General features: G+C 50.4%; 14 protein-coding genes. 11 read left to right on the forward strand and 3 right to left on the reverse strand.

What is annotated here, in order from left to right:
• Nucleotides 1–8: 8 nt before the first annotated feature.
• Nucleotides 9–1661 carry a polysaccharide biosynthesis protein gene (locus BS29_RS12420; RefSeq protein ID WP_229953952.1) on the reverse strand — a complete coding sequence of 551 codons (1653 nt, stop codon included), beginning with the start codon at nucleotides 1659–1661 and terminating at the stop codon, nucleotides 9–11.
• Between the two features lie 64 nt (nucleotides 1662–1725).
• Between BS29_RS12420 and BS29_RS12425 the strand changes: the two genes are divergently transcribed.
• The 4 genes from BS29_RS12425 (at nucleotide 1726) to BS29_RS12440 (ending at nucleotide 5440) form a co-directional block, all read left to right on the forward strand.
• Entirely contained in the window at nucleotides 1726–1956 is a 231-nt protein-coding gene (locus BS29_RS12425) for a hypothetical protein (protein ID WP_229953953.1), read from the forward strand.
• Nucleotides 1957–2237: 281 nt separating this feature from the next.
• Complete coding sequence (locus BS29_RS12430; protein ID WP_229953954.1) at nucleotides 2238–3542, forward strand: UDP-glucose dehydrogenase family protein; 1305 nt, start codon at nucleotides 2238–2240, stop codon at nucleotides 3540–3542.
• Between the two features lie 37 nt (nucleotides 3543–3579).
• Entirely contained in the window at nucleotides 3580–4362 is a 783-nt protein-coding gene (locus BS29_RS12435) for a class I mannose-6-phosphate isomerase (protein WP_229953955.1), read from the forward strand.
• Nucleotides 4363–4372: 10 nt separating this feature from the next.
• Entirely contained in the window at nucleotides 4373–5440 is a 1068-nt protein-coding gene (locus tag BS29_RS12440; protein ID WP_229953956.1) for a mannose-1-phosphate guanylyltransferase/mannose-6-phosphate isomerase, read from the forward strand.
• Here BS29_RS12440 and BS29_RS12445 read toward each other — a convergent pair.
• Together BS29_RS12445 and BS29_RS12450 are read right to left on the reverse strand one after the other, a co-directional pair.
• Nucleotides 5437–5820 (reverse strand): hypothetical protein, encoded by a 384-nt coding sequence (locus BS29_RS12445; RefSeq protein WP_229953957.1) that lies wholly within the window; start codon nucleotides 5818–5820, stop codon nucleotides 5437–5439. The two genes, BS29_RS12440 and BS29_RS12445, sit on opposite strands and share 4 nt — an antisense overlap.
• A 164-nt stretch (nucleotides 5821–5984) precedes the next feature.
• Nucleotides 5985–6734 (reverse strand): class I SAM-dependent methyltransferase, encoded by a 750-nt coding sequence (locus BS29_RS12450; protein WP_229953958.1) that lies wholly within the window; start codon nucleotides 6732–6734, stop codon nucleotides 5985–5987.
• Nucleotides 6735–6857: 123 nt separating this feature from the next.
• Here BS29_RS12450 and BS29_RS12455 point away from each other — a divergent pair, with 123 nt between their 5' ends.
• From BS29_RS12455 to BS29_RS12485, 7 genes are all read left to right on the forward strand, one after another.
• A complete protein-coding gene (locus BS29_RS12455; RefSeq protein WP_229953959.1) occupies nucleotides 6858–8417 on the forward strand; it encodes a hypothetical protein in 1560 nt (519 codons plus the stop codon).
• Entirely contained in the window at nucleotides 8417–8776 is a 360-nt protein-coding gene (locus BS29_RS12460; protein ID WP_229953960.1) for an EamA family transporter, read from the forward strand. The genes BS29_RS12455 and BS29_RS12460 overlap by 1 nt, the downstream gene beginning before the upstream one ends.
• Nucleotides 8766–9464, forward strand: a complete 699-nt coding sequence (locus tag BS29_RS12465) for a glycosyltransferase family 2 protein (RefSeq protein WP_229953961.1) — start codon at nucleotides 8766–8768, stop codon at nucleotides 9462–9464. Before BS29_RS12460 ends, BS29_RS12465 begins: the two co-directional genes overlap by 11 nt.
• Nucleotides 9461–9802 carry a DUF2304 domain-containing protein gene (locus tag BS29_RS12470; protein ID WP_229953962.1) on the forward strand — a complete coding sequence of 114 codons (342 nt, stop codon included), beginning with the start codon at nucleotides 9461–9463 and terminating at the stop codon, nucleotides 9800–9802. The genes BS29_RS12465 and BS29_RS12470 overlap by 4 nt, the downstream gene beginning before the upstream one ends.
• A 70-nt stretch (nucleotides 9803–9872) precedes the next feature.
• Entirely contained in the window at nucleotides 9873–10733 is an 861-nt protein-coding gene (locus BS29_RS12475) for an HpcH/HpaI aldolase/citrate lyase family protein (protein WP_229953963.1), read from the forward strand.
• A gap of 97 nt (nucleotides 10734–10830) precedes the next feature.
• Nucleotides 10831–12285, forward strand: a complete 1455-nt coding sequence (locus BS29_RS12480; RefSeq protein ID WP_229956869.1) for a coniferyl aldehyde dehydrogenase — start codon at nucleotides 10831–10833, stop codon at nucleotides 12283–12285.
• 12 nt (nucleotides 12286–12297) lie between these two features.
• Nucleotides 12298–13467 (forward strand): CaiB/BaiF CoA transferase family protein, encoded by a 1170-nt coding sequence (locus BS29_RS12485; protein ID WP_229953964.1) that lies wholly within the window; start codon nucleotides 12298–12300, stop codon nucleotides 13465–13467.
• Nucleotides 13468–13471 lie beyond the last annotated feature (4 nt).

Genomic DNA, 13471 nt, shown 5'->3' on the forward strand with positions numbered 1-13471 from the left:
TCTCGGCATCACGACGCGATTTCGGCCTTCTCATTGTCACGCTCATGATCAAATTCCGGCACCATTTCTTTCAGCAGCGTAATCGCTTGCGCTGAGTCCCGGCATGTTCGAATGCCATCTAACAATTGATCCAGCTTGGATTGATCAAGATGGCTCTCACGTGCCATCATGATCCTGTTGTGAACGGTCAATTTCGGATCATTGCCGATAATCAGCTCCTCATAAAGCTTTTCTCCGGGGCGCATTCCGACCTCTTGGATTTCTATATCGCCATCTGGATTATTCTCATCGCGGACGGTCAAGCCAGAAAGCTGAACCATCGTGTTTGCAAGATCTATTATCCGTACCGCCTTACCCATATCGAGCACAAAAACTTCACCACCTTTGGCCATACCGCCGGCCTGGATAACCAACTGCGCGGCTTCGGGTATCGTCATAAAATAGCGCGTAACCTCACGATGAGTGAGTGTTATGGGGCCGCCCATCTCTATCTGTTGACGGAAAAGAGGAACGACCGAACCACTAGATCCCAAAACATTGCCAAAGCGCACCATGGAAAACCTGGTCTGGCTTTTCTTGGCAAAAGCTTGAACGATTTGTTCCGCGCCGCGCTTGGTTGCCCCCATGACATTGGTTGGGCGAACCGCTTTATCGGTGCTGATAAGGATGAAATCGCTTACCTTCGCTTCATGTGCTGCATTGGCAAGCTCATATGTGCCCAACACATTGTTTCTGATCCCTTCAACCGGGTTGGCCTCGACCAGTGGCACATGTTTATATGCGGCAGCATGAAAAACCGTGTCTGGTTGCCAATAGGCAAGCGTTTCTCGAACGCGGGTTGCGTCAGTGACGGAACCTAAGATCGGTATGATTTCGACATTTTGGAGATTGTTGCTCTTTGCATAGCGTCTGAGCTCAGATTCTATGGCGTAAAGCGAAAATTCCGAAAGTTCGAAAAGCAACAGTTTATGGACACCCGATTGAAGAATCTGGCGGCAAAGCTCGCTGCCAATAGAACCACCGGCACCAGTTACCATGACAGATTTGCCGACAATTGTTCGCCCGAGCAAAAGTTCATTCGGCGCGACAGGCTCCCGACCAAGCAGGTCTTCAATATCCAATTCACGGATGTCGCTAAACGAGACTTGTCCATCCATGATATCCTTCATGTTCGGAAGTGTCTGAACATGAACTTTGAATTTCTGGACTTGATCGACGATAGCACGCCGCTTTTTGCGAGATATGTTCGGCAAAGCCAATAATATGTCAGTAATGTCATGTTTGCAGATGATATCGGGCAGATTACCGCTCCAAAAAACCCTATCACCATCCAGTTTTTGACCGTTTAATCTCTGGTCATCGTCAACATATCCGCGCAAGCGCATCGCCGGTTCTGAACGCATTGACGATGCAAGCTGCTGTCCGGCACTACCGGCACCATAGATCAAAACGGTTTTAACCTGCCCACCAAAAAGGTTGCGACCCAATATATCCACCATCAGATAACGGGCTGTAACTCTTGAAAAGCCGACCATGATGAAGAAGATTATCGGCTGTATGACACCTATCGTACGGGGAACGCCTGCCAGGCCGACCACTGAAAAAATCAACACCATGGGTACAGCGTAAATGACGAATGCCCGTGCGAGAGTCTTCATCATGCCCGATCCAGCGTAGCGGAAAATCGCGTTGTAGACACCGCTGAAATAGAAAACAGGCAGCAAAATGAGCAATGAACCGAGAACCACCTTTTGCACGGCCAAGTCCCAATATATCCAAACCCCGATCCGCAAGGAATATGCGATTATTATCGATAAAATACAAAGGATTATGTCTAAACTCACGACCGTGAGTTGTTTTTTCCATCGCGTCATGTTGGCAATTTTGGCCAACGCGGCGGTGATCAAGGCGGTGACGGTTTCGATTGCTGAGCTTCCTGTTACGCTTGGATACTGAACATACTATTTGGTTGGGGTTATTTGATTATTAGCTGCTGTGCATAAAATTTCCAACAATTTTGCTACTTCTATAGAACTCAGCAAGGTACAAGGCCGGTGCTAAGATGGTGCCTAAATGGTTTCCACACATTATTTCTTTACCCAATTTCGCTACGAAAGGACAAAATGCACTCTGGAGGGGTTGGAATAAGTTGCTGTGCTTGACCATATATGCGGATCGGGCCACAAGCGCGGAACCGAGCAAACAATCACACAAATAACGAATATCAAAGGATCACTATGAAAATTGCAATGATCGGATCCGGCTATGTCGGATTGGTTTCTGGCGCATGTTTTGCTGATTTTGGCCACCAGGTTGTCTGCGTGGACAAGGATCCCAGCAAAATCGAGAAACTGAATAAAAATATCATGCCAATTTTTGAGCCAGGCCTTGCCAGTTTGGTTGAACGAAATGTCAATGGCGACCGTCTATCCTTTTCAGGTGATCTCAAAGAATCAGTGAAAGACTGTGACGCCGTGTTCATCGCTGTTGGAACACCTTCTCGACGCGGTGATGGTCATGCCGATCTGAGCTATGTTTATGCAGCAAGCGAAGAAATTGCCGAAGCAATCACCAAGCCAACCGTTGTTGTTACCAAATCTACAGTTCCAGTGGGCACTGGTGACGAAGTTGAGCATATATTGTCGAAAAAGCTTAGCTCGGACCAATTTGCGGTCGTATCAAATCCCGAATTTTTGAGAGAAGGCGCGGCAATTGATGATTTCAAGCGGCCGGATCGCATTGTCATTGGTGCCGAAGTGGAATGGGCCAAGGATGTTATGAGCGAAATATATCGTCCCTTGTTCTTAAATGAATCCCCAATTCTTTTCACAGGGCGCCGAACAGCCGAACTCATCAAATATGCAGCCAACGCATTTCTTGCGACAAAAATAACATTCATCAACGAAATTGCGGACTTATGCGAGAAAGTTGGCGCAAATGTTCAGGAAGTGTCTCGTGGTATTGGATTAGATAACCGCATCGGGTCAAAATTCCTGCACGCTGGACCGGGCTATGGCGGCAGTTGTTTTCCAAAAGATACTTTGGCACTTCTGAAAACTGCTCAAGATAATGAAAGCCCAGTGCGTATTGTAGAGGCAGTCGTTCAAGTGAATGATCAGCGCAAGCGGGCCATGGGCCGCAAGGTCATTCAGGCATTGGGCGGAGAGGCGAGAGGAAAGAAAATTGCATTGCTCGGCCTGACTTTCAAACCCAATACAGATGATATGCGAGACGCACCGTCGATTGCTATTGCACAAACGCTGATGGATGCCGGAGCGCATGTGAGCGCATTTGATCCGGAAGGGATGGAAGTGGCGGCAGAAATAATGCCCGATGTAACGATGACCAACAATAGCTATGAAGCGGCCAAAGATGCTGACGCTGTTGTGATTGTTACTGAATGGGATGCTTTTCGTGCGCTTGACCTTGAGCAGCTATCTTCTGCCATGTCTGGCAATATATTGGTCGACTTGCGCAACATATATCAACCAACCGATGTTACCAAAAACGGGCTGAGCTATTCCAGCATCGGGCGAAACTAATCGTCAGAAGACAGTTATGAAGCTTAGACAGAAAAAAGTGCCAAAACCCTGGGGGCAATCCAGCCTCCCCCAGATATTTGGTGGTAAACAAAAGGAAAAGATAGGCGAAATCTGGTTTCAGCCACCCAAGGGCATTACGCCAAAACTGTTAAGCAAATATCTGTTTACGAGCGAGAAACTCTCCATCCAGGTACATCCTAATGACCGCCAAGCCCGCCGCAAAGGACTACCCAGCGGCAAAGAAGAATGCTGGTATATATTGGAGGCAACCCCCGATGCCCGCATAGGAATCGGGCTTACAAAAGAAGTAAGTGCTGCAAAACTAAACGCAGCAGTGGCCTGTGGCCAGATGGAGCAACTTGTAGACTGGAAGCCCGTAAAATCTGGCGATCTATATTATGTTCCAGCCGGAACAATTCACGCAATTGGTCCTGGAATACGTTTGATCGAGGTACAGCAAAATACCGATATCACCTATCGTCTATATGATTATGGGCGTTCGCGAGAGTTGCATTTGGAAGACGCAATTTCCGTCTCAACGCCCGCGCCCTATGACATGAAGTATCATCAAGAACCTCCTGCCGACCAGTCCACCATGCTAATCGATGGCCCGCATTTCAAACTGTTTCAAGTCGTTGGCCAAGATCCCACCATATTGCAAAGTTCAACAGCTGGAGAATGGCAAGTTTTGCCGCTGGAAGGCAAAGTCATAGCCAGAGGTAAAACTATTGGTGCTGGACAATGCGGACTGAGTACCAAGGTTTCAGAAATCGATCTGTCAAAAAACATCAAATCCTTGATCGCTTGCAGCATGAATTGAGGTGAGCGCAATGAGTCAAAATGAACTGATTACACCCGTTATCCTGTCTGGCGGTTCCGGAACACGATTGTGGCCGGTTTCAACAGATGAATGCCCCAAGCAGTTTCTGAACCTTACCGGCCCACTGAGCATGTTCCAGCTCACGCTTGAGCGCTGTCAGGAAAAAAGCCTTTTCGACTTGCCCATCATAGTCGGTAGCAGCAAACATGCTGATTTGGCGGAAGGGCAAATGGACGAGATCGGCGCTTCAATACACGCGCATATTTTGGAACCATGTGCCAGAAATACCGCTCCAGCAATCGCTTTGGCTGCTCTGGCCTGCAAAAATCCGCAAGGCCTGTTGCTGGTTATGCCGAGTGATCATATCATCAAAGATGTTCCAGCCTTTCAAAAGGCTGTTCAGGAATCTCTCTCGTTGGCTAAGGCCCGTTGGTTGGTTACTTTTGGAATAGAACCCAAAGCCCCTGAAACCGGCTATGGCTACATTCAACAAGGTGAACCTGTCTTCGGGAGCTCCAACAGCTTTGCTGCCCAACAGTTTGTTGAAAAACCCCATCGTAGCAACGCAGAAAAAATGCTGGCAGAAGGTGGCTATCACTGGAACGCCGGAATTTTTCTGTTCCGCGCCGATACATATTTAACTGCTTTGGCTGAACAAGCGCCTGCTATGCTGGAAGCGGCAAAAAAAGCCATGGAAAAGGCGGATCAAGACCAAACACGAATCAAGCCACATGAAGCAAGCTTTGCCGAGGCACCGTCTGACTCAATTGACTATGCCATCATGGAAAAGGCTGAAAAAGTAGCAGTCACGCCGGTTGATCCAGGCTGGTCTGATGTTGGAAGCTGGGATTCGTTGCTCGAAATTGGACAATCTGATGAACAGGACAATGTCACTTTTGGCGACGTTTTGACTTTGGAATCAACAGGTAATCTTGTCCATTCTGACGGTCTTGAGATCACAACATTTGGACTCGAGAATCTGATCATCGTCGCAAACGGTAAACAAGTTATGATCCTGCCGAAAGGGCAATCACAAAATGTCAGAAAAATCGTAACGGCGCGCAAAGACTCAGATTAAACCGCTTCTCCCTCCGGTTGACGGCTGTTGTTTGTCGTTGACTGTCGAAAATGTCTCGATTTTCCAACAAACCATGTTGGCCAAAAGCGCGCGACGAGCAAAAGAAATGTCGGGATCAACATCGTGTTCCACATGTCTTTGACGCCTTCTGCCTGAAATATGGCTCTTGACTCCGGACTGTTGCCCACTCTTTGATAGTCGAAATATTCATTGACAGCTGCTGCAATCAGTACAGTAATCCAGGGCCATGGGCTAGCGAGGGATCGACGAAAAAACAGCGCTAAGAAAAATTGAATAAGAACGGCGCCATAAATATGCAACACGTCGCGATCCAGACCGGTGGTGCTTTCCAACCACATTTTAATGTCTAACCAATACATATATGCCGCTTGGCGGAATGATCCCTAACCGTCAATGAACGAATATGTGAGAACTCCATACAAGCTGAATTTTGAACGAGACAGCTCAGCAGTTGTCCGACATTGTCAAGCCGTCGATTGCAAAAAGAGCGATGGTCCAGTCTTTCAATCACCCCTCACCGCAGCTACGATGTAGGTTTTTCCCAAACCACCGTAAGATACTTATTGCAAAAACCATCGACTAGAGTTGACCGAATGCGGCTGTAAACTGCTTTTGGATGAGACAGATAATAACCAATTAGGTTTTTGCGCATATCATCAAGCCGCGCTTCGTTACCGCTGACAATCTTGAAAGGGCTGAACGGTTGCACTTGATCCATAGCATCAATTTCTTTCAGGCCCAGTTCTGTTCCAAACTTCCGGAAGGATGCTTTGGTGAAATCATGAAGGTGATACGGATTAACGTCCACGGACGGTGTAACCGGAACCGAAGCAATCAGCTTTCCACCAGGCCGCAGCAAATTTGCGAAATTTGCCAGCAAAGCCATGGGATCGGGAACATGCTCCACGGTTTCCAGCGACACAATCGTGTCAAAACCTTCGTCATCCTTTAATGCGCATCCGTCTCCCTGTTTGAAGGAAACGGTTTCCGATGCGTAAGACTCCGAAGCATAGTTGGCGGCCTTGGGATCGATATCGACACCAAGTACTTCTAACGGTTTTTTTTCTGCCTGGGCCAGTATGGCTGTGCCGTAGCCGACGCCGCAAGCACAATCGAGCACTCGGCCCCCTTTTACAAATCCGGCCGCAAAACGATAGCGCGCCATATGCAGCTCAAGAGTTTCCTGCCCGGTGGCATCATCATCGGTAAGAGTACCGGGGACGAGTCGTTCCAGCGATATTGATGATGGTGATTCGTTCATGGTCTTGGTCATGGATGCTCCAGCATTTTCTATATTTAAAAGTGGTTTACAGCATCAAAAGTTAATTCTCCGTAAACTATATTTTCGGCCCGCCTGAAACCAAAAATTAACCATTAAGATCATAGATGTCGGGCCATGGAAAACGCCAATACCATTGCACCCGGACGCTTGAATATGTCGCTTAAAAGCTTGAGTTCCAGCCGTGCTTACCTGCTGTTATGTCTGGCATATTTTGCGGTGATGATCGGCTATTACCTTTTTGATCCGTTTGGATTTGAGCATCCCGGACGCGATACATGGCATCATCTTGCTGTTCTTAGGGAGTTGATGGCATCACCTTTCGATCCATCCAATCCCCATCTGCCAACCGATGAACCGTCGCGCTATTATACTCCATTAAACATACTGGCTGCCATGGTCGGGCAAATGTTCGGTATCGTACCCTGGGCTCTTTTCAGTTTCATGGGCGCGGCCATGTGTGTCGCATTTTGCGCAGTCACCTGGCTTTTCGCACGGCGCTACTATAAATCTGATTGGGCACCCGCCATATTGCTGACCATTTTGCTGTTTGCTTGGGGCGCTCAGCGTGGTCATGCCGGTTTTCATAATTTCGCGACCTTTATCAGCAGCGGCGGTTATCCGGCCACGCAGGCACTGGTTTTGGGCATGCTCAGCTGGTTCCTGTGCCTCTTCGCGCTTGAGGAAGACCGGTTTTATCGCCTCAACCTGGCGCTACTGGCAGTATTGACCGCCACGATCGTTATAACGCACCAGTTCAGTGCCTTTATCATGCTGGCGGGTACAGGCAGCTTCATATTATTTCACAAAGCAGCTGCGATGGATCGGAAGATGACTCTTTTGGCCGCGCTTTTTGTTGGCGGACTGCTCTCGTTGATATGGCCCTATTTCAATCCGCTGGACGTGGTTCTTTCGGCATCCGATCCTCGCTGGGAATCCGATGCCAAGGAAATGACGACAATATCCTACCTCATCCTCATGGCGGCTCCGACAATATTGGGAATTCTTGGTTTCCGCGATGCCAAAACCGGTCGTGTTCGCTGGGACATTCTGGCCCCGGTGCTGTTTTTCACGTCGGCTTATTTTCTTCTGGTAGCGCTCGATATGTCGATTGCACACCGGTTCCCGCCCGCGATCATATTATATCTGCAACTGGCACTGGCATGGGCCACTGTTTCTTCAAGTTTCTTCAAGAAAACCAGCCCGGCAATGCGCGGCATACTGACAACCGCCGGGATTATTTTTATCGGATTTAGCATGTATATCGCGTCGATGCCGCGACAGATGGAATTCGTCACGCGCGCATCGCATGGCCGGATGATACCGTCCGTGGATGAGATGCAGGCGCATTTACCAATCGGGTCTGTCTCTTTTGCGACCAAGAATATTGTCTATCCGCTGCAATCGACCGGCCACCGTGTCGTTTCCATACCCCGGCCGGAACCTGTGGCACCCAGCCTGTTTGAAAGACAGGCGGCGACCGACAAGTTTTTCGACGCAGATACCAGCCAGGCCGAACGACGCGCGCTTATTCGCAAATGGAAGGCGACCCATATCGCCTTTGCTCCCCCGGACATGACCCGTGCCATTGCCAAAGAGTTGCGCAAATTTGGTCCTTCCAGAAAATTCACGCGCAATACCGAGATCATCACCATCCAGACGATGGAGGTAGAATAATGACCCGGTTCCTCTGGATTGTCCTGATTGCCTATCCGATTGCGGTTGGTGCCGGACAGATATTGTTCAAGCTCGCTTCACAGCGCTTGCGCCCGGATCAACCGATCTGGGTTCAGGCGACAGAACCCATGTTGATTGCCGCCGTGACCTTGTACGGCGCATTGGCGGTCATATGGATACTCATCGTCCGCGAATTGCCGCTGAGCGCAGCTTATCCTTTTGTCGCACTGTCCTTCGTTTTCACTCCATTATTTGCCTGGCTGTTGCTCGGTGAAAAACTCAACCCCGCGTACATGGTCGGCATAGCCTTCATCTGCGCGGGCGTCATCATCACGCAAAGGGCCCTCAATGCTGTATGATCCCATAAATCTCCAGAAAGACGTCTGGATTGTCATTCCTGCCTATAACGAGGGCGGAATGATTGCAGATGTCGTAACCGAAGTCGGTACAATGTTTCCGAATATTGTTGTGATAGACGATGCGTCGGCAGACGAAACTTCGGCCACAGCTCGCAGCGCCGGTGCCACGGTCCTGCGTCACCCGTTTAATCTGGGACAAGGTGCCGCCCTTCAGACCGGTATCGAATTTGCCTTGTCACGTGGTGCTAGTCACGTCGTAACCTTCGATGCAGATGGTCAGCATCATATCGAAGACGTGCCGGTCATGCTCGAACAGCTCGCTCAAAGCGGTGCTGATCTTGCTCTCGGCAGCCGCTTTCTGGGCAATACAGTGGGGATGAGCCAGTCGCGCGGGCTCTTGCTGAAAGCAGCGACCCTTTTCACCCAAATTACCACTGGATTGAAATTGACTGATTGCCATAACGGCCTCAGGGTTTTTACAGCCAAGGCCGCAAGCCAGCTTAATCTTCGCCAAAATCGCATGGCCCACGCATCAGAGATTTTGGCCGGCATCCGAAAAAATCGGTTTGACTTCGTCGAAGTCCCGGTGACGATTACCTATTCCGACTATTCGCGGGAGAAAGGCCAGACGTTTACCGACGCCTTCGTCATTTTCCGTGACCTTATTGCAGCGAGGCTCCTGTCATGATCGCCCAAATCATTCTTACCCTGGGCCTCTCGGTCTGTCTGTTTTACATTATCAGTCTCGGCAAGTCCTTGCCAATCGTCCGGTTTGGTTTGTTTCTGGTTGTTCTCACGGGCTATGCGTTTATCTGGTTCCCCGAAATGACTAATGTCTTTGCCAATCTGGTAGGCATTGGCCGCGGTGCTGACCTGATCATCTATCTTTGGATTTTGATGAGTCTTTTCCTGATCCTGAAACTGCATATCAAACTACGGGAACAGTCGGAAGCGTTGACGACATTGGCTCGCCATCTGGCTTTGGGTCAAGAACGGACTGAACAGCAGGCCGAAAACAGCAAGTAAGGTATCTGTGCTTAGGCAAGACAGATGCTTTTCACTGTCCCGACCGCGTTGGCTTCGATATAGCCTGGGAATGACCGACACCAATTTCCGTCCCCGCCGTTCCTGTCTCTATATGCCGGCGTCCAACGCGCGGGCTTTGGAAAAGGCAAAAACACTGCCCGCCGACACGATCATTCTCGATCTGGAGGACGCCGTTGCGCCGGATGCAAAAGATGCTGCCCGGGATGCTGCTTGCAAGGCATTGTCGCAAGGTGGCTATGGCAAGCGTGAAATGGTTGTACGCATCAATGCAATGGACACTCCCTGGTTTGCCGAGGATATGAAGAGCCTTTGTAACAGCAATGCCAACGCCATATTGGTTCCTAAAGTTCGCAGCGCCGACGATATTGTTGAGATATCCGGGATGATCGAAGGTGATCTGCAGCTATGGGCGATGATCGAAATGCCGATTGCAGTGCTGAACATTGCCAGCATCGCCCAGACGGCCGCCAAGACCCGGCTCAAAACTTTCGTCATGGGTTTCAATGATCTGGCAAAGGAAATGCGGGCGGAGCAGGATCGAAACCTGTTCATGCCAGCAATCGCGCAAACGATCATGGCCGGGCGTGCTTTTGGGCTGAATATTTTGGACAGCGTTTACAACGACTTTAAGGACCCCATTGGGTTCGAACAGGAGTGTCGGCAGGCCAAAACTTTTGGCTTTGATGGAAAAACCCTTATTCACCCTGCGCAAATTGATATCGCCAATCGCGAATTTGCCCCTGACGATCAAAAGATAGCGGAAGCCAAAGCCATTATTGCTGCGTTCCAGGACCCTGCGAATGACGGCAAAGGTGTGATTACCGTTGATGGAAAGATGACGGAGATTCTGCATTTGCGGCAAGCCGAACAGACCATAGCCTTGGCAGAGGCGATTGCCTCCGCTTCCTAATCAGCCGTTCAACCTCGACAAACTGCAAAAATATGGTTTAAGTGGTCAATTGAAACCATAATTTAAGCGCATCAAAGCGTGTTGCAGGAGAAGAGTGATGGAAGCATTGGAAGCAGCAGCTGGCGAAGTCAGCAAAGACGAAATCATGGCGGCCTTTCAGGCGCAGCGCGATGCTTTTCATGCCGAGTTGCCGGTGACCTATGAAAGCCGCATGGACCGGATCAACCGGACCGCGCAAATGATTATCGACAACAAGGATGCGCTTTGCGAAGCCGTGTCCAATGATTTCGGTCATCGCAGCAGCGTGCAGACCGTCATGACCGACCTGATGTCGGTGGTCGGCCATGCCAAGGATCATAAGAAAAACCTGCGCAAATGGATGCGTCCGGAAAGACGCAAAATGGACTTTCCCTTGGGTCTGTTAGGCGCCAGCGGCGCGGTAGAATATCAACCCAAAGGCGTTGTGGGTGTCATTTCCCCATGGAATTTCCCGATCAACCTGGCTTTTGATCCGGCGATTGGCGCTTTCGGTGCTGGCAACCGGGTGATGATCAAGTTTTCCGAATTCTGTCCGGAAACCGGTGAGCTGGCGAAACAATTGGTCGCGAAATATTTTGCTCCGGAAGAAATGACCGTGATCACCGGCGGTCCGGCGACCGGCAAAGCTTTCTCGGAAATTCCGTGGGACCATCTGATTTTCACTGGCGGTGGCGGAATTGCAAAGCATGTGATGGCCGCAGCAGCACAAAATCTGACACCGGTCACACTGGAACTTGGCGGTAAATCACCTACCATTGTCGGGCCAGATGCCGATATTCAAAAGACAACCCAGCGGATCGCGATGGGCAAGATGATGAACGCCGGTCAAATCTGCCTCGCGCCAGACTATCTGATGGTGCCAGCCGACAAAGAAGACAAGGTGGTCGAAGGTATTGCCAGCAATGTGGCAGAGCAATATCCAACGATGATTGCCAATGACGACTATACGTCAGTAATCAACGGACGGCACAAGGAACGACTACAAGGCTTGATCGATGACGCGGTTGCCAAGGGCGCAAAACAGACCGTGGTCAATCCGGGTGATGAGGATTTCTCGAACACCAACAGCAACAAGATGCCGCTCACTGTCCTGCAAAATGTCAATGAGGACATGCGCGTGATGCAGGAAGAGATTTTTGGCCCCGTGCTGCCAGTCAAGACCTATCGCAACCTGGATGAAGTCGTTGAATATGTGAACGATCATGACCGCCCGCTCGGCCTATACTATTTTGGCGAAACGGAAGCAGACAAACGCAAAGTGCTCGATCGCACCATTTCCGGCGGGGTCACGGTCAATGACGTGATTTTCCATATCGCACAACATGACCTGCCCTTTGGCGGCATTGGACCATCGGGCATGGGTGCCTATACTGGGCCAGATGGCTTCAAAGAGTTTAGCCATGCGAAGGCCGTGTACCGCCAGCCGAAAGTCAATATTGCCAAAATTGCTGGTTTCCTGCCGCCTTATGGATCCGCTACAGAAAAGACCATGAAGCAGCAGATGAAACTCTAAAGTCAGGCGGATATGGCAGATTTCCCTTTAGCAGGGCTCAAGGTCCTGGATTTTTCGCGCGTGGTCGCGGGCCCTTATGCGACGCGGATGCTCTCCGATCTGGGTGCAGACGTGTTGAAGGTCGAACCGCCGGAAGGCGATGTCACCCGCAAACTCGCCAAGCGCGAAAGCGGGGTGAGCGGCAATTATCTGCAGCTCAATATCGGGAAACAAAATATCTGTCTCGATCTCAAAGCCGAGGGCGCGCCGGAACTGGTGAGGAAACTGGCAGCAGAGGCCGATATCGTCGTGGAGAATTTTCGCCCCGGTATCATGGACAGATTTGGTGTTGGCTGGGGTGATCTGTCCAAGGCCAACCCGCGGCTCATCATGTTGTCTATCTCCGGCTATGGCCAGAACGGACCGGAGCGTGAAAAGGCCGCCTATGCGCCTGTCCTCCATGCCGAGACGGGTTTGATTGCGCGGCAGGCACAGATGAGCGGCGGCCATTCCACCGATATTCAGTTTGCCATGGCTGACAGTTACAGCTCCCTGCACGGGATTATTGCGATCCTCTCCGCCTTGCGCACGCTCGACCAGACCGGCGAAGGGCAGCATATTGATCTCGCGATGCTCAATGTCCTGCATTCGGCCGATGATTATGCCCATTTCGCGCTGGATGATATCTGGCCCAAACCGCCGGAAACTCTGGTCTGGGAAGCACCCGAAGATCGCCAGATATTGATTGTCGGCGACATGAAATGGTTATGGCTGATGTTCTCGACCAAGGACGGCCTTGAGGACCCAACACCAGAGGGCGCGGACATTCCAACAAAGGTAAAGTTACGGCGCGAGGCTATGGAACAGCATATTCGATCCCATGAGAGCTTTGATGCGCTGACCGGCACGCTGGACCGGCTCAATCTGGCCTGGGGCGAAGTGCATCCTTTTGGCCCGGATGTTTACGACCAACCCAGCATCGAGCATCTGGGCACGATTGTCGATGTCACGGACGATGCTGGCAATGCTCGCCGGACGGTTCAGTCGCCCTATCGTTTTTCAAAATCGAAAAGCGGTATTGATAGCAACGCCAAGACCGCCAGACGCGGTGAACATAATGTCACTGCGCTCAAACAATGGTTGGGCATGACCGACGATGAAATTGCCCATCTTATAGAGAACAAGGCATTGCGTAGTGATTGATCGG

Source organism: Parasphingorhabdus litoris DSM 22379 (assembly GCF_020906275.1).
GTDB classification, from domain to species: domain Bacteria; phylum Pseudomonadota; class Alphaproteobacteria; order Sphingomonadales; family Sphingomonadaceae; genus Parasphingorhabdus; species Parasphingorhabdus litoris.